The 18911-nt window shown below is 70.5% G+C and carries 17 protein-coding genes; 9 read left to right on the top strand and 8 right to left on the bottom strand.

Annotated features, from left to right (window positions below; all coding sequences use genetic code 11):
* Positions 1 to 42: 42 nt before the first annotated feature.
* The 4 genes from msrB to MW290_RS19800 all read left to right on the top strand — a co-directional run bounded on the left by msrB (position 43) and on the right by MW290_RS19800 (position 2271).
* Positions 43 to 459: a peptide-methionine (R)-S-oxide reductase MsrB gene (msrB, locus tag MW290_RS19815; protein WP_250199407.1), complete on the top strand. Its 417-nt coding sequence runs from the start codon at positions 43 to 45 to the stop codon at positions 457 to 459.
* Positions 456 to 1112: a septation protein A gene (locus MW290_RS19810; protein WP_250199406.1), complete on the top strand. Its 657-nt coding sequence runs from the start codon at positions 456 to 458 to the stop codon at positions 1110 to 1112. Before msrB ends, MW290_RS19810 begins: the two co-directional genes overlap by 4 nt.
* A complete protein-coding gene (locus MW290_RS19805) occupies positions 1109 to 1378 on the top strand; it encodes a BolA family protein (protein ID WP_250199405.1) in 270 nt (89 codons plus the stop codon). Before MW290_RS19810 ends, MW290_RS19805 begins: the two co-directional genes overlap by 4 nt.
* Before the next feature lie 98 nt (positions 1379 to 1476).
* Entirely contained in the window at positions 1477 to 2271 is a 795-nt protein-coding gene (locus MW290_RS19800; protein ID WP_250199404.1) for a peptidylprolyl isomerase, read from the top strand.
* Positions 2272 to 2384: 113 nt separating this feature from the next.
* On the opposite strand, the gene MW290_RS19795 is transcribed toward MW290_RS19800, so the two are convergent.
* Positions 2385 to 3077 carry an ABC transporter ATP-binding protein gene (locus MW290_RS19795; RefSeq protein WP_250199403.1) on the bottom strand — a complete coding sequence of 231 codons (693 nt, stop codon included), beginning with the start codon at positions 3075 to 3077 and terminating at the stop codon, positions 2385 to 2387.
* 34 nt (positions 3078 to 3111) lie between these two features.
* Here MW290_RS19795 and MW290_RS19790 point away from each other — a divergent pair, with 34 nt between their 5' ends.
* Positions 3112 to 3777 (top strand): arylesterase, encoded by a 666-nt coding sequence (locus MW290_RS19790; protein WP_375142960.1) that lies wholly within the window; start codon positions 3112 to 3114, stop codon positions 3775 to 3777.
* Between the two features lie 145 nt (positions 3778 to 3922).
* Here the strand turns inward: MW290_RS19790 and MW290_RS19785 are convergent, their stop codons facing one another.
* The 3 genes from MW290_RS19785 to ligA all read right to left on the bottom strand — a co-directional run bounded on the left by MW290_RS19785 (position 3923) and on the right by ligA (position 8678).
* A complete protein-coding gene (locus MW290_RS19785) occupies positions 3923 to 5938 on the bottom strand; it encodes a DUF6600 domain-containing protein (protein ID WP_250199402.1) in 2016 nt (671 codons plus the stop codon).
* Positions 5939 to 6069: 131 nt separating this feature from the next.
* Complete coding sequence (gene def / locus MW290_RS19780) at positions 6070 to 6606, bottom strand: peptide deformylase (RefSeq protein ID WP_250199401.1); 537 nt, start codon at positions 6604 to 6606, stop codon at positions 6070 to 6072.
* 17 nt (positions 6607 to 6623) lie between these two features.
* Positions 6624 to 8678 (bottom strand): NAD-dependent DNA ligase LigA, encoded by a 2055-nt coding sequence (ligA, locus tag MW290_RS19775; RefSeq protein ID WP_250199400.1) that lies wholly within the window; start codon positions 8676 to 8678, stop codon positions 6624 to 6626.
* 60 nt (positions 8679 to 8738) lie between these two features.
* Between ligA and gorA the strand changes: the two genes are divergently transcribed.
* Entirely contained in the window at positions 8739 to 10118 is a 1380-nt protein-coding gene (gene gorA, locus MW290_RS19770) for a glutathione-disulfide reductase (protein WP_250199399.1), read from the top strand.
* Between the two features lie 13 nt (positions 10119 to 10131).
* On the top strand, positions 10132 to 11073 hold the full coding sequence (locus tag MW290_RS19765) for an alpha/beta hydrolase family protein (protein WP_250199398.1): 942 nt from the start codon (positions 10132 to 10134) through the stop codon (positions 11071 to 11073).
* Between the two features lie 30 nt (positions 11074 to 11103).
* Here the strand turns inward: MW290_RS19765 and MW290_RS19760 are convergent, their stop codons facing one another.
* Positions 11104 to 12174, bottom strand: a complete 1071-nt coding sequence (locus tag MW290_RS19760) for a cell division protein ZipA C-terminal FtsZ-binding domain-containing protein (protein ID WP_250199397.1) — start codon at positions 12172 to 12174, stop codon at positions 11104 to 11106.
* Between the two features lie 22 nt (positions 12175 to 12196).
* Positions 12197 to 15712 (bottom strand): chromosome segregation protein SMC, encoded by a 3516-nt coding sequence (gene smc, locus MW290_RS19755; RefSeq protein ID WP_250199396.1) that lies wholly within the window; start codon positions 15710 to 15712, stop codon positions 12197 to 12199.
* Positions 15713 to 15963: 251 nt separating this feature from the next.
* Here smc and queF point away from each other — a divergent pair, with 251 nt between their 5' ends.
* Together queF and MW290_RS19745 are read left to right on the top strand one after the other, a co-directional pair.
* The gene (gene queF, locus MW290_RS19750; RefSeq protein WP_250200063.1) at positions 15964 to 16392 is read left to right on the top strand and encodes a preQ(1) synthase; all 429 of its coding nucleotides are present in this window, start codon (positions 15964 to 15966) and stop codon (positions 16390 to 16392) included.
* A gap of 10 nt (positions 16393 to 16402) precedes the next feature.
* Complete coding sequence (locus MW290_RS19745; RefSeq protein WP_250199395.1) at positions 16403 to 16828, top strand: SET domain-containing protein; 426 nt, start codon at positions 16403 to 16405, stop codon at positions 16826 to 16828.
* Positions 16829 to 16843: 15 nt separating this feature from the next.
* On the opposite strand, the gene MW290_RS19740 is transcribed toward MW290_RS19745, so the two are convergent.
* Together MW290_RS19740 and MW290_RS19735 are read right to left on the bottom strand one after the other, a co-directional pair.
* Positions 16844 to 17914 carry a tartrate dehydrogenase gene (locus tag MW290_RS19740; protein WP_250199394.1) on the bottom strand — a complete coding sequence of 357 codons (1071 nt, stop codon included), beginning with the start codon at positions 17912 to 17914 and terminating at the stop codon, positions 16844 to 16846.
* A 4-nt stretch (positions 17915 to 17918) separates the two neighbouring features.
* Positions 17919 to 18821, bottom strand: a complete 903-nt coding sequence (locus tag MW290_RS19735) for an alpha/beta fold hydrolase (protein ID WP_250199393.1) — start codon at positions 18819 to 18821, stop codon at positions 17919 to 17921.
* Positions 18822 to 18911 lie beyond the last annotated feature (90 nt).

The following is an 18911-nucleotide window of genomic DNA, read 5'->3' as shown; positions in this document are numbered from 1 at the left end:
GCCACCGCCCGCCGTCCCCGGGCGGTGGCTAGACTCCGGGCCATGAGCCACGACCACGACGACCCCAAGTACCCGGTCCGCAAGACCGACGCGCAATGGCGTGCCGAGCTGGACCCGATGCAGTACCAGGTGGCGCGCCATGCGGCCACCGAGCGGGCCTTCACCGGCAAGTACTGGGACCACACCGACAAGGGCCAGTACAACTGCGTCGGCTGCGGCACGCCGCTGTTTGACTCGACCACCAAGTTCGACGCCGGCTGCGGCTGGCCGAGCTATTACCAGCCCATCAACAGCGAGGTGGTGGAGCGTGTGGTGGACCGCTCGCACGGCATGGTGCGGGTGGAAGTGCGCTGTAACAACTGCGGCTCTCACCTGGGGCATGTGTTCGAGGACGGCCCCGAGCCCACCGGCGAGCGCTTCTGCATCAATTCGGCGGCGATAGACTTCCAGCCTAAATGAAGCTGCTGTTCGATTTCCTGCCGATCATTCTTTTCTTCGGCGCCTTCAAGTACGCCGAGAACCACAAGGACTGGGCCGCGGCATTCGCCTCCGAGCATTTCGGTTTCATCGTCTCCGGCGGCGTCGTCGGGCCGAACGAGGCGCCGGTGCTGCTGTCCACCGTGGTGGTGATCGTGGCCACGCTGGCCCAGGTGGCCTGGTTGATGGCCCGCGGCAAGAAGGTGGACGTGATGCTGTGGGTGAGCCTGGTGCTGGTGGTGGTGCTGGGTGGGGCCACCATCTGGTTCCACAACGAGACCTTCATCAAGTGGAAGCCCAGCGTGCTGTACTGGGTGATGGGCAGCGCCTTCCTGCTGAGCGAACTGCTGCTGCGCAAGAACCTGTTGCGCATGTTGCTGGGCGAGCAGATGCAACTGCCCGACCAGGCCTGGCACCGTCTCAACCTGGCGTGGGTGGCGTTCTTCGCGGTGATGGGCGTGCTCAACATCTGGGTGGCTTACAACTTCTCCACCGACGCCTGGGTCAACTTCAAGCTGTTCGGCGGCATCGGGCTGATGCTGCTGTTCACGCTGGCGCAAGGCATCTACCTCAGTCGGCACATCAAGGAAGAGCCGGCCTCCGACGCCGACGCGCCCCCGGGGGTCAAGCGGTGAGCGTGCAGGCCAGCGACATCGAGGCCTGCCTGCGCGAGGCCCTGGCGCCCAGCGCCCTGGAAGTGCAGGACGACAGCCACCTGCACGCCGGCCATGCCGGCGCCCGTGAAGGCCGGCATTTCACCGTGCGCATCACCAGCGCGCGCTTCGCCGGCAGCAGCCGGGTGGCGCGCCATCGGCTCGTGTACCATGCCCTGCAGACCCTGATCCCGCAGGGCATCCACGCGCTGGCCATCGAGGCCCGCGCCCCCGAAGAGGCCGGCTGACACGCCACCTGCTTCGTCCGGCCGCCGGCCCGCTGGCGGACCGACCTCAATCAACTGCCCTGCACTTTCGCAGCATCGCTCCAGAGGCCACCCTGCTCATGAAGACCCAGCTCACCCTGCTTGCCGCCGCGCTCATCGCCCTGCCGATGGTTGCCGGCGCGCAGAACGTCGCCATCGTCAACGGCAAGCCGGTGCCCAAGGCCCGGGTCGAGGCACTGATGGTGCAGGCCACCCGTGGTGGCGAACAGCCCCGCACGCCCGAGCTGGAAGCCCGGGTGAAGGAAGAAGTGGTGCTGCGCGAGATCTTCGCGCAAGAGGCCGAGAAGCGCGGCATGGCGCAAAGCGCCGACTACAAGAGCCAGATGGAACTGGCGCGCCAGAGCATCCTGATCCGCGAGCTGTTCTCCGACTTCCAGAAGAAGAACACGGTGTCCGACGCCGACGCCAAGGCCGAGTACGACAAGTTCAAGGCCCAGTCGGCCGGCATGGAATACCGTGCCCGCCACATCCTCGTGGAAACCGAAGACCAGGCCAAGGCGCTGATCGCCGAAATCAAGGCCGGCGGCAACTTCGAAGAGCTGGCCAAGAAGAACTCCAAGGACCCGGGCTCCGGTGAAAACGGCGGCGACCTGGACTTCGCCAAGCCCGACGCCTACGTGCCCGAGTTCGGCCAGGCCCTGGCCGCGCTGAAGAAGGGCGAAATGACCGAGACGCCGGTCAAGACGCAGTTCGGCTGGCACATCATCAAGCTGGAAGACACCCGCGAGGCGCAGTTCCCGTCGTTCGAGGAAGTCAAGCCGCAGATCCAGCAGCGCCTGGCCCAGATCAAGCTGCAGCAGTTCCAGCAAGACCTGCGCACCAAGGCCAAGACGGACTACAAGTTCCAGGAATAAGCGGGCGCCAGCCGCCTGGGGGCTTGAGGGCGAACCTCAGTCCCGCCGGGCCGCCCCAAGGGACTGAGATCCCCCTCGGGGGGGCGCGAGCGCAGCGAGCTTGGGGGCCGGATTCAGGCCACCAGCGGCTCGGCGCTGGCCACCAGGCGGCCGGCCTCGATCATCAGTTGGCGGTCGCAGCGGGCGGCGATGCCGCGGTCGTGCGTCACCAGCACCAGCGTGGTGCCGGCCTCGCGGTTGAGTTCGAAGATCAGCTGCATCACCGTCTCGCCGGTGGCGAAGTCCAGGCTGCCGGTGGGTTCGTCGGCCAGCAGCACCGCCGGCCGCACCACGAAGGCCCGGGCCAGCGCCACGCGCTGCTGCTCGCCGCCCGACAGCACCCGCGGATAGTGGCCCAGCCGCGCGCCCAGGCCCACGCGGCCCAGCATCTCGGTGGCCTGTGCGCGGGCATCGCTGCGGCCCATCAGCTCCAGCGGCAGCATCACGTTCTCCAGCGCCGTCAGGTTGGCCAGCAGCTGGAAGCTCTGGAACACGAAGCCCACCTTCTGCGCCCGCACCGCGGCGCGCGCATCCTCGTCCAGCGAGAACAGGTCGGTGCCGGCCAGCCGCACGGTGCCGCGGGTGGGCACGTCCAGTCCGGCCAGGATGGACAGCAGCGTGCTCTTGCCCGAACCCGAGGCGCCGACGATGGCCACGGTTTCCTGCGCCTGCAGAGTGAACTCGATGTCATGGAGAATCGTCAGAACACCGGTCGAGTCGCGCACTTCCTTGCTGACGCGGTCGACTTCGATGATGGATGGCTGCATGACGATGAGTTCGGACGTGGATCGGATCGGTGGCATGCCGCGCAACGCGCGGCGACGAAAGCTGCTGCACTGTAGCGCGGCGCTGCTGGCCCTCGGGTGGGCCGGGTCGATGCCCGTGCGTGCCGCTGCCCGCACGCCGGTGATCCTGGTGGTGGGCGACAGCCTGTCGGCCGAGTACGGCCTGCCGCGCGGCAGTGGCTGGGTGGCCCTGCTGGAGCGCCGGCTGGCGCAGCAGCGCATACAGGCCCAGGTGGTCAACGCCAGCATCAGCGGCGACACCACCTCCGGCGGGCGCTCACGCCTGCCGGCGCTGCTGGCGCAACACAAGCCCACGCACGTGATCCTGGAGCTGGGCGGCAACGACGCGCTGCGCGGCCTGCCGCTCAGCATGACGGAAGCCAACCTGACCGAGATGGCCCGCGCCGCCAAGGCGGCCGGCGCACAGGTGGTGGTGGCCGGCATGCAGGTGCCGCCCAACTATGGCCGCAAGTACAGCGACGACTTCTTCGCGCTGTTCGCGCGGGTGGCCAAGGCGCAGGGCGCGGCGCTGGTGCCCTTCCTGCTCAAGGGCGTGGCCGACGCGCCGAATGCCGACGCGCTGTTCCAGCCCGACCGCATCCACCCGCGCGAGACGGCGCACCCGACGATGCTGGACAACGTCTGGCCGGTGCTGCGGCCGCTGCTGAAGCAGGCGGGCTGATACCTGGAGCGGCTGAGCCCGGCTTGGGGGTGCAACGTTCAGCCGCCGGGCCGCCCCAAGGCTGAACGCGCCCCCGGGGTCCGGAGGGCCCTGTTGCAAGGGCCTGGGGGCAGCGAGCGCAGCGAGCTTGGGGGCGCAACAAACCTCAGCGCTCGTTCTGGCGGGCGCCGCCGCCACCGCCTCGCTCGGCACGCTCGCCGCCGCCCCGATCAGCGCCGCTCTTGTCGCGCCCGGTGGGCAGCATCGGCATGTTGCGCGGCGCCTCCGGGCGGGGCTGCGGTGCCGCCTGGGGCACCGGCTGCGACATCGCCCGCGGTTCGGGAGCCCGCATGGCCCGCGCCTCGGGCGACGGCAGGATGCGCGCCTGCCCCGGCGGCATCGGCTGGGCGGCCGGCGCAGGCTGGACGGGCTGGCTGGGCTGCGGCCGCACGAAGACGTTGGACGGGCTGCCATCGCGGTTGCGCATGCCGCCGAACGGCTGTTCGCTGCGCCAGTGGTCGGGCACGCCGTTGCCGTCGCGGTCGTTGCCACGGCTGCGCTCCAGCCGCTCACGGTCGATGCGCTCGCGATCGGCACGGTCGGCGCGGTCACGCTCCAGGCGGTCGAGCCGGTCGTCGCGGCCATTGCGGTCACGGTCACGGTCGAAGTCCCGCTCACCCTCGCGGTTGCGCGGCAGCGTGGTCACCGGTGCGTTGTCGCGGCCGTGGAAGCCGTCGGAGTCGATCACGCGGCCCGGCCAGGGGCGGCCATCGCGGCCGCCGTTGCCGCCGTTGCCGGTGTCGATCACCCGAGTCGGCGGGCGTTCGTTGCCCGGGCGCGGCAGCAGGTTGCCCGCAGGCGGCGGTGGCCGGAAGCTGTCGCCGCGGCGGTTGTCCCAGAAGTCGCGCGAGCGCCCGGGATCGGCGATCACGCGGTCGCTGATGCGTTCACGCTGGCGCAGGATGTCCGACGGCACCACGGTGATGCCGCCCGGCAGCCGCTCGTTCACGAAGGGCGTGCCCGGGACGCGGTCGGGCGCGCGCCAGCCCGAAGGCGGCCGGTTGCCCGGGCCGTAGTAGGGCTCGTAGTGCTCGCGCCAGCGCGGGGCGTAGCGGAAATCGGGCACGTAGCGCTCACGCGGGGCCAGCGGCACCCAGCCGACATAAGGCGGGCCGCCCACCGTCACGCCCACGCTGACGTTGCTGCCGCCCACCCAGGCCACCAGGGCCGGGGCGTACACCGGGCGGGCCACGTACTGGCCCGGCGCCCAGCACCAGCGGCCGCCCCATTGCACCCAGCGGCCGTAGTGGAAGGGCGCAAAGCCCCAGGGGGCGTCGTCCACCCAGGTCCAGCCCCAGGGCGACATGTAGACCCAGCGGCCATAGCGGTACGGTGCCCAGCCCGGCGCCACCGCCGTCGGGGCCCAGATGGCGCCGTACTCGGGGTGGGTGTCCCAGCGGCCATAGCGGCCGAGGTCGTCCACGCCCGTCATCTCGCGCGAGATGCCGCGGTCCAGCGTGGCCAGGCGCTGTTCGTCGGCCCGGTCCTGCGCCAGCACCCAGTCGGCGAAGGCGTCCTGCTGCGGCGTGAGCCAGGTGTAGTGGGTGCTGCCGTTCTGGCGCCAGAACTCGGCCTGCTGGCCGCTGCGCACGTCCAGCGCGCTGTCGGGCGCGTCGAAGCGCACGCCGCCCGCCCACACGCCCACGATGGTGCTGGGTGCTTCCACTTCCACCCGGTAGTGGCCGGCGGTCTGCGGCAGCAGGCGGCCGGCCTCGGTCTGCACCTGCAGCTCGTGCGCCACCTCGCTGGAACGCACGCGCATCGCCAGGGTGCCGCGCTGCAGGCCCACCACCACCTGGCTGTCGTCCAGCTCACGCATCTGGATCTCGGTCTGGCCGTCCAGCCGCAGCGTGGTGGAGCCGATCTGCACCTCCACCCGGCCGCCCGCGTCGGTGGCCAGGCGGTCGCCTTCGGTGAGCGGCCGGTTGCGCTGGGCGGCCACCCATTCGTTCTCGGTGCGGTCGAGCATCCAGACGGTGCCCTGGGTGTCGCCGATGCGGCCGACGCGGCCGGGCGCGTCCTGCTGGGCATGGGCGGCGCCCGCCAGCAACGACAAGCCCAGCCCCAGGCACAGGCCGGCACGGCGCAGCCAGCGCTGGGGGGTGGAAAGTGGCGTACTCATTCGGTGGTCTCCCGGGCGGCGGTGCGTGCACCCCAGCCTGTCTATGGGCTGTCAACGCATGGGGGTGTGGCGCAGCCGACCTCGTTCCACCGGGTTTACATCTGCTGTCAGCTCTTGCGTGGCGGCTGCATTCAATCGTCGCTGTTCGGGTCGAGCTCCGGAAACAGCACGCTGGTGAAGCCGAGCTTGGTCAGGTCGGTCATGCGCGTGGGGTACAGGCGGCCGATCAGGTGGTCGCATTCATGCTGCACCACCCGGGCATGGAAGCCGTCGGCCTCGCGGTCGATCGGCCGGCCTTGCGGATCGAAGCCGGTGTAGCGGATGCGCCGGGCGCGCGGCACCACGCCCCGCAGGCCGGGCACCGAGAGGCAGCCCTCCCAGCCCTCTTCCACCTCGGCGTCCAGCGGCGTGATCACGGGATTGATCAGCACCGTCCGGGGCACCGCCGGTGCGTCGGGGTAGCGCTCATTGCGGTCGAAGCCGAAGATCACCAGCTGCAGGTCGACGCCGATCTGCGGCGCGGCCAGGCCGGCGCCATTGGCGGCGGCCATGGTGTCGAACATGTCGTCGATCAGCGCATGCAGCTCGGGCGTGTCGAATTCGGTGACCGGCGGCGCCACACGCAGCAGCCGGGGGTCGCCCATCTTCAGGATTTCTCGTACAGCCATGGTCGTGTCTTCCGTTGTCAGGCGTCAGGCGCGGCGCCGGCCGCGGCCAGCAGGTCCCGCAAGCCGGCTTCGTCGAGGATGGTGATGCCCAGTTGCTGGGCCTTGTCCAGCTTGCTGCCGGCTTCTTCACCGGCCACCACGTAGTTCGTCTTCTTCGAGACCGAGCCGGCCACCTTGGCGCCCTGCGCCTCCAGCAGCTCCTTGGCCTCGTCGCGCGTCAGCGTGGGCAGCGTGCCGGTGAGCACGAAGGTCTGGCCGGCCAGCGGCTTGGGCGCGGCCAGTTCGGCGCCCTCATGCTCGGGCCAGGTGACACCAGCCGCGCGCAGCTGCTCGGCCACCTCGCGGTTGTGGGGCTGCTCGAAGAAGGTGCGGATGCTTTGCGCCACCACCGGGCCCACGTCGGGCACCTCCAACAGCTGCTCGTAAGTGGCGTCCATCACCTTGTCCAGCTGGCCGAAGTGGCGCGCCAGGTCCTTGGCGGTGGTTTCCCCCACGTGGCGGATGCCCAGCGCATACAAAAAGCGCGGCAGCGTGGTCTGCTTGCTCTTGTCCAGCGCCTGCACCAGGTTGGCGGCGCTCTTGTCGGCCATGCGGTCCAGGGCCGAGAGCTTGGCCACGCCCAGCTTGTACAGCTCGGGCAGGGTGCGGATCAGGCCACCGTCCACCAGCTGGTCGACCAGCTTGTCGCCCAGACCTTCGATGTCCATCGCCCGCCGGCCGGCAAAGTGCAGCAGCGCCTGCTTGCGCTGCGCGGCGCAGAACAGGCCCCCGGTGCAGCGGTGGTCGATGCCGCCGCGCTCACGCAGCACCGCGCTGCCGCACACCGGGCATTGGCGCGGCATGCGGAAGTTGGGCACGTAGCCGGCGCGCTCACCGGGCACGCGGCCCACCACCTCGGGAATCACGTCGCCAGCGCGGCGCACGATCACCTGGTCGCCCACCCGCACGCCCTTGCGGCGCAGCTCGAACACGTTGTGCAGCGTGGCATTGCTCACCGTGGTGCCGCCCACGAACACCGGCTCCAGCTTGGCCACGGGCGTGAGCTTGCCGGTGCGGCCCACCTGGATGTCGATGGCCCGCAGCACCGTCACCTGTTCCTGCGCGGGGTACTTGTGGGCCACCGCCCAGCGCGGCTCGCGGGTCTTGAAGCCCAGCTGCTGCTGCAGCGCGCGGTCGTCCACCTTGTAGACCACGCCGTCGATGTCGAAGGGCAGCGCATCGCGCTGCGCGGCAATGCGCTGGTGGAAGGCGGCCAGGCCGTCGGCGCCCGCTTCCACCGCCCGGTCGTCGTTCACCGGCAGGCCCAGGGTGGCCAGCGCATCCAGCGTGCCCGAGTGGGTGGCCGGCACGTCCCAGCCCTGCACGTCGCCCAGGCCGTAGGCGAAGAAGGCCAGCGGCCGCTGGCGGGCGATGTTGGCATCGAGCTGGCGCACCACGCCGGCCGCGGCATTGCGCGGGTTGACGAAGGTCTTGGCACCGGCCTCGCGCTGGCGCTCGTTCAGCGCCTCGAAGGCGTCGCGGCGCATGAACACCTCGCCACGCACTTCCAGCACCGGCGCGTTGCAGCGCTTGAGCCGCTTCGGGATGGCGGCGATGGTGCGGATGGTGTGGGTCACGTCCTCGCCGGTCTCGCCATCGCCGCGGGTGGCGGCCTGCACCAGCTCGCCGGCTTCATAGCGCAGGTTGATGGCCAGGCCGTCGAACTTGAGTTCGGCGCAGTAGCGCACCGGTGGGTCGGCTTCGGTGAGCTTGAGCGCATTGCGCACCGAAGTGTCGAACTTGACTGCACCGGCGGCGGTGGTGTCGGTCTCGGTCTTGATCGACAGCATCGGCACGGTGTGGCGCACCGGCGTCAGGCCGTCCAGCACCGCGCCGATCACGCGCTGGGTGGGTGAATCCGGCGTCAGCAGTTCGGGGTGCGCGGCCTCGAGGGCCTGCAGCTCCTGGAACAGCTTGTCGTATTCAGCGTCGGGGATGGTGGGCGCATCCAGCACGTAGTAGGCGTGGGCATGCGCTTGCAGCAGGCGCCGCAGCTCGGCGGCGCGTTGTTCAGGGGTAACCGGGGCGGACATGCCGCGAGTGTAGGCAGGCGGTGTGCCACAGTGCGGGCTCCTTCCCGCAGTCCCCTCGCCATGCCTGACTACGACTACGACCTCATCACCCTCGGCGCCGGCTCCGGCGGCGTGGCGGCTTCGCGCCGGGCCTCCGCCCTGGGCGCCAAGGTGGCCATCATCGAAGGCAGCCGCGTGGGCGGCACCTGCGTCATCCGCGGCTGCGTGCCCAAGAAGCTGATGATGTACGCCGCCCAGCTGGGCGATGCGCTGCATGAGGCGCGCGGCTACGGCTGGGCGGTGGAAGCCGCCGCCTTCGACATGGCGCCCTGGGCCGCGCAGAAGGCCGCCGAAACCCGTCGGCTGGAAGGTGTGTATCGCCAGCTGCTCAACGGCGCCGGCGTGCAGGTGATCGACGGCTGGGCCCGCATCGACGGGCCGAACACCGTGGTGGTGGGCGAGCAGCGTCTGACCGCGCGCCACCTGCTGATTGCCACCGGCGCGCGGCCGGTGCGCGACAGCATCGAGGGCATCGGCGACTGCCCGACCTCGGACGACGTGCTGGACCTGCAAGCCGTGCCGGCCGAGGTGGGCGTGATCGGCGGCGGCTACATCGGCGTGGAGTTCGCCAGCATCCTGGCGCGGCTGGGTGCGCGGGTGCACCTGTTCTACCGCGACCGACAGCCGCTGCGCGGCTTCGACGACGACCTGCGCACCCGCGTGGCCCAGGCGCTGGAAGCCGCGGGCGTGGTGCTGCACCCGGGCCAGAGCCCGCAGCGCGTGGCCCGGCAGGCGGAGGGCTATGAGCTGCACATGCCCAGCGGCATGACGCACCGTTTTCCCTTTGTGCTGAACGCCACCGGCCGCCGGCCCAACACCCAGGGCCTGGGCCTGGACACACTGGGCCTGCAGACCGACCGTGTGGGCGCGGTGCCGGTGAACGAGCGCTTCGAGACACCGGTGCCCGGCGTGCATGCCATCGGCGACGTGACCAACAAGCGCAACCTCACGCCGGTGGCCATCGCCGAAGGCCGGGCCTGGGCCGACGCGCACTTTGGCAGCGAGCCGGGCGCGGTGGCCCTGCCCGACTTCAGCCTGATCGCCACCGCGGTGTTCACGCTGCCGCCGGTGGGCACCATCGGCCCCAGCGAGGCCGACGCGCTGGCCGCCGGCCACACGCTCAAGGTCTTCGAGTCCGATTTCCGCCCGATGAAGCAGACCTTCATCGGCGGTGCCGAGCGCAGCTACATGAAGCTGCTGGTGGATGCTGACACCGACCGCGTGCTGGCGGTGCACATGATCGGCGCCGATGCGCCGGAGATCGTGCAAAGCCTGGCCGTGGCCCTGACCTGCGGCGCCACCAAGGCCCAGTTCGACCGCACGGTGGCGGTGCACCCCACCTCGGCCGAGGAGTTCGTGCTGATGCGCCAGCCGGCGCGGGTGGTGAAGCCGGGTGCGTGAGGCGGTTTTGCGGATGAAGGCACGGCCCGCGAGGCGGCTGTCGCCGCCTGGCCCCGCCGCGCTGATGCTGGTGGCCGCGGCCACTGGGGTCGCCGCCCTGGCGCCTGCCGCGCGCGCCGCCGAAGCCGTGGTGTGCGAAGCCCGCTGGACCGATGCCACGCGCCAGCGCAGCCTGCCGGTGCGCATCCACCTGCCCGCGGCCGGGCAGCCGGTGCCGGTGGTGGTCTACAGCCCCGGCCTGGGCGGTGATCTGGGGGGCGGCCTGCGCTGGGCCCAGGCCTGGGCGCGGGCCGGCCTGGCCGTGCTGCAGCTGCAGCACCCGGGCAGCGATGCCGACGCACTGCGCAGCGGCTCGGCGCGCGACGCGATGTCAGCGCAGCAGTTCATCGCCCGCATCGAAGACCTGCACTTCGTGATCGACCAACTGCAGGCGCAGCCGACGGTGGGCGACTGCGCGCTCAGCCGCATCGACCCGCGGCACATCGGCGTGGCCGGCCACAGCTTCGGCGCGCTGACCGCGCAAGCGATCGCCGGCCAACACTACGACGTGGCAGGCGCTGCGGCCATCGCCGACCGCCGGGTCATGGCGGCACTGGCATTGAGCCCGGCGCCACCCGGCCACGGCAGTGCCGAAGCGGCCTTTGCCACCGTGCGCCTGCCTTTCCTGGCCATCACCGGCACGCGCGATGCGATGCCCGGTGGCCAGCCGGCCGACCGTGAGCAGGTGTTCCGCCACCTGCCGCCGGGCGACAAGTGGCAGCTGGTGCTGCAGGACGCGCAGCATGCCGACCTGGCCGGCCGCGCCACCAGCCGCCACCCGCATGCCGAGGCGGCCGTGATCGAGGTCAGCACCGCCTTCTGGCGCGCCACGCTGCTGGCCGACGAAGTGGCCCGCCGCCAGCTGCAGGCCCGGCCGGCGGGGCTGGCGGACGGGGATCGGTGGGAGGGGAGGTAGTGGGGACCGAGCTGGCCCAGCTTCGCTCGTTCAGCTGAACAACCGCCGCGCCGCCGCCGAGCCGGCGGCCAGGTCGCGCTGGGCGAGCTGGGCGTAGAGGGTCTTCAGGTCGTTGGCGATGCCGGTGAAATGCTGCAGCGTGATCGGCCAGCCGCGGTCGTCGACCAGGGTGCCGTCCATGCTGGTGGCCAGGGCGCGGGCCACTTCCTGCCAGGCGGCGAAGGGCTCGGCCGCTTCGGGCGTCTGCGGCACGTCCAGGCTGAGCGTGATGTCGCGCAGCGCCGCGGCGGCCGGGTCGTCGGCCAGCGCGGCCTGCGGGTCGAAGCCCAGCACCAGCACCGGCGGCGCGCCAGCGTCGGGCGAAGGCAGCACCAGCCGGCCCGGCAGGCTGCCGGGCACGAAGCCCTGGCGCGCCGCGCTCTGCTGGATGAACCCCACCGACCAAGCGGCGCTGTTGGCACGCAGCACCATGCTCAGCTGCGCATCGTGCGGGCTGGCGAAGTTGTCCAGCTCACGGGCGCGGGCGGCCACTTCCAGCATGTCGGGGAAGTCGGGCATCGCGCCCACCGCCTCGGCAAAGGCCTGCACCTTCTGCACGAACTCGGAGTACTCGATCTCGTTGAGCGCGCCGCTGCGGTTGGCCAGCTGCACGCCCGCCTGCAGCTCGTTGTAGCGTCGGCCGGCGGCAGGCGCTTCCCAGTCGCCGGTCTCCAGGTTCAGGCCCTCGATGTGGAAGGGCTTGGTGCCGGCACGGCGCGAAGGCGGCAGGTGGGCCAGCACCATGTCGCCACTGACGGGCGACTCCAGCGTCAGCGGCACGATGGCGTCGATCAGCGGGTCGATGCGGGCCAGCCGGCGGCCGCCCACCGGCGGCACGCGCAGCTCGGGCAGCACCTCGCCGGGATGATCGGGCTCGGCCAAGGCTTCGGCCGCCTCGGGCGCGGCCACGCCGCCTTCCAGGCCGGGCTCCACCCGCGGGTGGCTGGGCAGTTCGCCGTCGGCACGGCGGGGGCCGGCGTTGCGGGCCGTCCAGATGCTGTGGGCCACCAGGGCCAGCACCACCAGCACGGCCACGATCGTCAAAGCCATCGTCAGGGTCATCGTCTCGTCGTCCTCAAGCGAATCAGGCGGCCTCGACCATGCCGACCGCGGTTTCCATGTCCACCGCCACGATGCGGGACACGCCCTGCTCCTGCATGGTCACGCCGATCAGCTGCCTGGCCATCTCCATCGCGATCTTGTTGTGGCTGATGAAGAGGAACTGCGTGCCTTCGCTCATCTGCGTCACCAGCTTGGCGTAGCGCTCGGTGTTGGCGTCGTCCAGCGGCGCGTCCACTTCGTCCAGCAGGCAGAAGGGCGCGGGATTGAGCTGGAAGATGGCAAACACCAGCGCGATGGCGGTGAGCGCCTTCTCACCGCCTGACAGCAGGTGGATGGTGCTGTTCTTCTTGCCCGGCGGCTGCGCCATCACCTGCACACCGGCGTCCAGGATCTCGTCGCCCGTCATCACCAGGCGCGCATTGCCGCCGCCGAACAGGCTGGGGAACATGCGGCCGAAGCCCTCGTTCACCTGGTTGAAGGTGCTGCCCAGCAGGTCGCGGGTTTCCAGGTCGATCTTGTGGATGGCACCTTCCAGCGTGCCGATGGCTTCCAGCAGGTCGGCGTTCTGCGCGTCCAGGAAGCCCTTGCGCTCACGGGCGCTGGCCAGCTCGTCCAGCGCGGCCAGGTTCACCGCGCCCAGTGCCGCGATCTCGCGATTGATGCGGTCGATCTCGGTCTGCAGGCCATGCAGGCGCACGCCGTCAGCCTCGATGCCGGCGGCCAGCTGCGCCAGGTCCACCGCGGCGGCGGTGAGCTGCTCCATGTACTGCGCGCCGCCCAGCGAGGCGGCCTGCTGCTCCAGCTGCAGCTTGCCGATGCTTTCGCGCAGGGGCTCCAGGCTGCGTTCCAGCGTCAGGCGTTGTTCGTCCGAGCGGCGGAGTTGTACAGACAACTCGTCGTACTCGCTGCGCTGCGCGGCCAGCGCCTTTTCGCGCTCCACCCGCACGGCCAGGGCATCCTGCAACCCGGCCTGGGCGGCGGCATCGTCGAAGCTGGCCAGTTCCTGCTGCAGCTGCTCGGCGGCCTGCTGGCTGGCGGCGGCCTGCTGGCTGGCGGTTTCGATGGCGCGCTGCAGCTCGCCGCGGCGCGCGGCCAGCGAGCGGGCCGAGAACTGCGCCTCCTGCGCCTGGCGCTCCAGCGTGCGCAGCTGCTCGCGGGCGCCGGCCAGCTGGCGCTCGGCGGTGATCACCGCCTCTTCCAGCTCGGCATGGCGCTCCTGCGTGTTGGCCAGCTGCAGGTCCAGCTCCTCGAAGCGGGCTTCGCCGGTCACGCGGCGTTCGGCCAGCTCTTCCATCTGGCCGTCGATCTCGGCCAGCTCTTCCTGCAGCTGGCTGCGGCGCGATTGCGCGGCTTCGCTCTGCTGCTGCAGGCGCATCAGCTCCACCTGCAGCTGGTGGGCACGGGTCTGCGCCTCGGCGGCTTCGCGGCGCACCGTGGCCAGGCGGCTGGCGGCCTCGGCATAAGCGGCCTCGGCCCGCACCGCGGCGGTCTTGCTCTCTTCGGTGATCAAGGCCTGCGCGCGCAGCTCACGCTCCAGGTTCTCGATCTCCTGCGCGCGGGCCAGCATGCCGGCCTGCTCGGAGTCAGGCGCGTAGAACGACACCGCGAACTGCGAAACGGCATGGCCCTCGCGCGTGACGATGATCTCGCCATGCGTGAGCTGGCTGCGCGAGGCCAGCGCGGCGTCCAGCGAGTCGGCGGTGTACACGCCTTCCAGCCAGTCGGTCATCAAGGCCTTCAGGCCGCTGTCCTGCAGCCGCAGCAGCTGCGACAGGCGCGGCAGCGTCTGGTGGGTGTCGGGCGCGGTGGCGGCGGGCTTGGTGAAGAAGGCCAGCTTGGCCGGCGGCGCGTCGGCGGCAAAGGCCTTGACGGTGTCCACCCGCCCCACTTCCAGCGCATTCAAACGCTCGCGCAGCACCGATTCCAGCGCGGTTTCCCAGCCGGTTTCGATGTGCACCTGCGTCCACAACCCGGGCAGCCCGTCCAGCCCGTGCTTGGCCAGCCAGGGCTTGAGCTTGCCTTCGGTCTGCACCTTGGCCTGCAGCGTGCGCAGCGCTTCCAGCCGGGCCGACAGCTCGGACTGGCGGGCGGTCTCGCGGTTGACCACGGCCTGCTGGCCGCGGCGCTGCTCGTCCAGCTGCGGCACCTGCTCGGTGAGTTCATGCAGCCGTTCGTCGGCGATGGCCTGGGCCTCGGCCGCGTCTTCGCTTTGCGCGCGCAGCTCTTCCAGCCGGCCGGCATCGGGTGCGGCCAGGCCCTGGCGCTCGGCGGCCAGGCGCTCGCGCCGGCTGCGCAGCGCGCGGGTCTGCTCCTCGATGTTGCGGCTGTCAGCGGCCAGCAGCTGGATCTGCTGCTGCACCTGCGTCACCTGGCCGCGCTGCTCATTCGCGCGGGCCTGGGCCGCACGCACCGCGTCTTCCAGCGTGGGCAGGCTGCCCGCCTGTTCTTCAGCCTGGGCGGCCAGCACCTCGGCCTGTTCGTCGGCAGCGGCGATCTGCTCGGCGATGGTCTCCAGCTCGGCCTCGGCCTGGGCGCCGCGGTCGGCCCATTGCGCAATCTGCGTCTGCAGCTCGGCCAGGCGCTGCTGCGCACGGTTGCGGCCTTCCACCACGTAGCGGATGCGCTCTTCCAGGCGGCTGACTTCGAGCGACGCCTCGGCCAGCGCGCCCTGCGCGGTGTGCAGGTTGTCGCTGGCGGCATAGTGGGCCTGGCGGATGGTTTCCAGCCCGGCTTCCAGGTGGCGCAGCTCGGCCAGGCGCGCTTCCAGTGCATTGGTGGCCTCGGCCACCGCGGTCTTGATGCGCTGTTCTTCGGTGGCGGCGTCGCGGTGCTTCAGGAACCACAGCTGGTGCAGACGCAGCGTGCCGCGCTCCTGCAGGCCGTGGTACTGGGTGGCCACCTCGGCCTGCTTTTCCAGCTTCTCGAGGTTGGCGTTCAGCTCGCGCAGGATGTCTTCCACCCGCGTGAGGTTCTCGCGCGTGTCCTTGAGCCGGTTTTCGGTCTCGCGCCGGCGTTCCTTGTACTTGCTGACGCCGGCCGCTTCTTCGAGGAACATGCGCAGCTCTTCGGGCTTGCTCTCGATGATGCGGCTGATGGTGCCCTGGCCGATGATGGCGTAGGCCCGCGGGCCCAGGCCGGTGCCCAGGAACACGTCCTGCACATCGCGGCGGCGCACCGGCTGGTTGTTGATGTAGTAGCTGCTGGTGCCGTCGCGCGTCAGCACCCGCTTGACGGCGATCTCGGCGAACTGGTTCCACTGGCCGCCGGCGCGGGCGTCTTCGTTGCTGAACACCAGCTCGACGCTGGCGCGGCTGGCCGGCTTGCGGTTGCCCGAGCCGTTGAAGATGACGTCCTGCATCGACTCGCCGCGCAGCTCGCTGGCCTTGCTTTCGCCGAGCACCCAACGCACCGCGTCCATGATGTTGGACTTGCCGCAGCCATTGGGCCCGACGACGCCGACCAACTGGCCGGGCAACTGGAAGGTGGTGGGTTCGGCGAAGGACTTGAAGCCCGAGAGCTTGATCTGGTTGAGCCGCATGAGCGCGTGCCCCTGGAGCGCGCCAAGGTGTTGATTCAGAAGGTTTTTTTGCCCTTGCTCGGGGGCAAGAAAGCGGCCGGATGATACCATCGCGCCCCTTTGCCTCCGGGGCTTTCCCGGGCGCGCTACCCCTTGTTGCACCCGCGGCGCGCCAGGCGCCGCCACCCGCTGCCATGGCCAAGAACGCCAAGAAATCCAAGTCTTCCGCCGTCGCGGAGGTCACTGCCCACACCGGCGCGCCCGAGCGCCAGATGCCGCCCAACCCGCCCAGCGCCCCGAGCAAGGAACTGCACGTGTTCCCCAACCCGGCGCCCGAGCGTGACTACGTCATCCAGTTCCAGGTGCCCGAGTTCACCTGCCACTGCCCGCTGACCGGCCAGCCCGACTTCGCGCACTTCACGATCGACATGATCGCGGACCAGCTGTGCATCGAGCTCAAGAGCCTGAAGATGTACTTCTGGAGCTACCGCAACGAAGGCGCGTTCCACGAGAAGGTGACCAACACCATCCTGGACGACATCGTGAAGGCGAGCGACCCGCGCTTCGTGCGCATCACCGCCAAGTGGTACGTGCGCGGTGGCATCTACACCAACGTGGTGGCCGAGCACCGCCAGAAGGGCTGGCAGCCGCTGCCGGTGGTGCAGCTGCCGCAGCACGCCGCCGAAACCGGCCTGCTGTAAGGGCCGCACGATGCCGCTGGCCGAACGCCCGCCTTACCAGAAGTTCGACGTGCGCGTGGCGCGCAGCCGCATCGACGGCTTCGGCTGCTTCGCGGCCGAGCCGATTCCGCCGCGGCTGAAGATCGGTGAGATCCGCGGCGAGGCCATCAGCGTGGCCGAGGCCCGCCGCCGCGCCGAAGGCCAGCAGCGCATCATGATCGTGGAGGTGTCGCACAAGACGGCGATCGATGCCTCGAAGAGCACCGACCCGATGCGCTTCACCAACCACTCGTGCCAGCCCAATGCCCGGCTGGTCATCCGCGACGGCCGCATCGAGTTCTACGCCATCCAATCCATCGCCGTGGGCGACGAGGTGACGGTGAACTATGGCGAGACGCACCACGAAGGCAAGCTCGAATGCCGCTGCGGCGCGCCGGGGTGCGTGGGGCGGCTGTAGCCGCCCCGCTCGATCTCAGCCTTTGGCGACCGCCTCGGCAATCGCCTTGCCCACGTCAGCCGTGGTGGCCTTGCCACCCAGGTCGGGCGTGCGGGGGCCGTCCTGGAGCACGTCTTCGATGGCCTTGAGCACGGCGGCGCCGGCTTCCGCGTGGCCCAGGTGCTCCAGCATCATCGAGCCGGCCCAGATCTGGCCGATGGGGTTGGCGATGCCCTTGCCGTAGATGTCGGGCGCCGAGCCGTGCACCGGCTCGAACAGCGACGGGAACTTGCGCTCAGGGTTGAGGTTGGCCGAAGGCGCGATGCCGATGGTGCCGGTGCAGGCCGGGCCCAGGTCGGACAGGATGTCGCCGAACAGGTTGCTGGCCACCACCACGTCAAACCAGTCCGGGTGCTGCACGAAGTGCGCGGTCAGGATGTCGATGTGGAACTTGTCGGTGCGCACCTCGGGGTAGGCCTTGGCCAGCTCGGCGAAGCGCTCGTCCCAGTAGGGCATCGAGATGGAGATGCCGTTGCTCTTGGTGGCCGAGGTGAGGTGGCGCTTGGGCCGCTTCATGGCCAGCTCGAAGGCGAACTTCATGATGCGCTCGGTGCCGTGGCGGCTGAACACGCTTTCCTGCAGCACGATCTCGCGCTCGGTGCCTTCGAACATCTTGCCGCCGACGCTGGAGTACTCGCCCTCGGTGTTCTCGCGCACGATGTAGAAATCGATGTCGCCCACCTGGCGGCCGGCCAGCGGGCTCTTGACGCCCGGCATCAGCCGCGCGGGCCGCAGGTTCACGTACTGGTCGAACTCGCGGCGGAACAGCAGCAGCGAGCCCCACAGCGAGACATGGTCGGGCACCGTGGCCGGCCAGCCCACCGCGCCGAAGAAGATGGCGTCGTGGCCGCCGATCTGCGCTTTCCAGTCGGCGGGCATCATGGCGCCCTCCTTCAGATAGCGCTCGCAGCTCCAGTCGAATTCGTCCCACTGCCACTGGAGGCCGAAGCGGGTGGCCACGGCGTCCAGCACGCGCAGGCCCTCGGGCATCACTTCCTTGCCGATGCCGTCGCCGGCGATGACGGCGATGCGATGGGTTTGGCTCATGGGTTCACTCTCCTTGGTGGGGGCTTTGCAGGAAGGGCAGCATGCGTTCCAGCAGCTGCTCGGGCGCCTCTTCGGCGATGTAGTGGCCGCAGGGCAGCGCACCGCCCTGCACGTCGTCGGCCACCCGCTGCCACTCGGCCAGCGGGTTGAAACAGCGTTGCACCACGCCCTGCGCGCCCCACAGGGCCAGCACCGGCATGGGCAGGCGGCGGCCCGCCTCGCGGTCGGCGCGGTCGTGTTGCAGGTCGATGCCGGCGGCGGCGCGGTAGTCCTCGCACATCGCATGGGCGGCGCCGGGCAGCGCGATGCAGCGTTCGTAGTCGGCCCAGGCCTCGGGCGTGAAGGGCGACAGGCCGGCGCTGCGGCGGCCCATCACGTCGTGCAGGTAGGCGCTCGGGTCGGCCTCGATCAGCCGCTCGGGCAGCGGCGCTGGCTGGATGAGGAAGAACCAGTGCCAGTAGGCGCGGGCAAAGGCCTCGTTGGTCTGCTCGTACATGGCCAGCGTGGGCGCGATGTCCAGCACCACCAGGCGCTGCACGGCCTGCGGATGGTCGGCCGCCAGCCGGTGGGCCACGCGGGCGCCGCGGTCATGGGCCAGCACCTGGAAGCGCTCATGGCCCAGCTGCCGCATCACCGCCAGCATGTCGGCGGCCATCGTGCGCTTGGCATACAGCGCAGGGTCGGCACTCCCCGCGGGCTTGGAGGAGTCGCCATAACCGCGCAGGTCGGCGATGACCAGCGTGAAGTGGCGCGCCAGCACCGGCGCCACCTTGTGCCAGATGGCCTTGGTCTGCGGATGGCCGTGCAGCAGCAGCAAGGGCGGGCCTTCACCGCCGGTGACGCAGGCGATCTGCACGCCGGGGGCGGTGGTGATGAGGTGCGACGGATAGCCGGGGTACAGGCTCATGGCGGCGTTCCTGCTGCTGAAGGAGCCGCCACTGTAGGCGCAGGTCGCGGCGCCATACGTTCTTCCTGCGCACTTCATCCCGTCGCCAAT

It is taken from the genome of Aquincola tertiaricarbonis, assembly GCF_023573145.1.
Classification (GTDB): domain Bacteria; phylum Pseudomonadota; class Gammaproteobacteria; order Burkholderiales; family Burkholderiaceae_C; genus Aquincola; species Aquincola tertiaricarbonis_B.
This window is presented reverse-complemented; position numbering and strand designations above follow the sequence as displayed.

What these genes read in the sequence shown, in the direction of transcription:
- def (WP_250199401.1), bottom strand. Translation starts at nt 6,606, where the DNA reads ATGGCTGTACGAGAAATCCTGAAGATGGGCGACCCCCGGCTGCTGCGT.
- MW290_RS19795 (WP_250199403.1), bottom strand. Translation starts at nt 3,077, where the DNA reads ATGCAGCCATCCATCATCGAAGTCGACCGCGTCAGCAAGGAAGTGCGC.
- queF (WP_250200063.1), top strand. Translation starts at nt 15,964, where the DNA reads ATGCCGCCCAACCCGCCCAGCGCCCCGAGCAAGGAACTGCACGTGTTC.
- MW290_RS19800 (WP_250199404.1), top strand. Translation starts at nt 1,477, where the DNA reads ATGAAGACCCAGCTCACCCTGCTTGCCGCCGCGCTCATCGCCCTGCCG.
- MW290_RS19765 (WP_250199398.1), top strand. Translation starts at nt 10,132, where the DNA reads ATGAAGGCACGGCCCGCGAGGCGGCTGTCGCCGCCTGGCCCCGCCGCG.
- MW290_RS19760 (WP_250199397.1), bottom strand. Translation starts at nt 12,174, where the DNA reads ATGACCCTGACGATGGCTTTGACGATCGTGGCCGTGCTGGTGGTGCTG.
- MW290_RS19810 (WP_250199406.1), top strand. Translation starts at nt 456, where the DNA reads ATGAAGCTGCTGTTCGATTTCCTGCCGATCATTCTTTTCTTCGGCGCC.
- MW290_RS19785 (WP_250199402.1), bottom strand. Translation starts at nt 5,938, where the DNA reads ATGAGTACGCCACTTTCCACCCCCCAGCGCTGGCTGCGCCGTGCCGGC.
- MW290_RS19740 (WP_250199394.1), bottom strand. Translation starts at nt 17,914, where the DNA reads ATGAGCCAAACCCATCGCATCGCCGTCATCGCCGGCGACGGCATCGGC.
- ligA (WP_250199400.1), bottom strand. Translation starts at nt 8,678, where the DNA reads ATGTCCGCCCCGGTTACCCCTGAACAACGCGCCGCCGAGCTGCGGCGC.
- msrB (WP_250199407.1), top strand. Translation starts at nt 43, where the DNA reads ATGAGCCACGACCACGACGACCCCAAGTACCCGGTCCGCAAGACCGAC.
- smc (WP_250199396.1), bottom strand. Translation starts at nt 15,712, where the DNA reads ATGCGGCTCAACCAGATCAAGCTCTCGGGCTTCAAGTCCTTCGCCGAA.
- MW290_RS19745 (WP_250199395.1), top strand. Translation starts at nt 16,403, where the DNA reads ATGCCGCTGGCCGAACGCCCGCCTTACCAGAAGTTCGACGTGCGCGTG.
- MW290_RS19790 (WP_375142960.1), top strand. Translation starts at nt 3,112, where the DNA reads ATGCCGCGCAACGCGCGGCGACGAAAGCTGCTGCACTGTAGCGCGGCG.
- MW290_RS19735 (WP_250199393.1), bottom strand. Translation starts at nt 18,821, where the DNA reads ATGAGCCTGTACCCCGGCTATCCGTCGCACCTCATCACCACCGCCCCC.
- gorA (WP_250199399.1), top strand. Translation starts at nt 8,739, where the DNA reads ATGCCTGACTACGACTACGACCTCATCACCCTCGGCGCCGGCTCCGGC.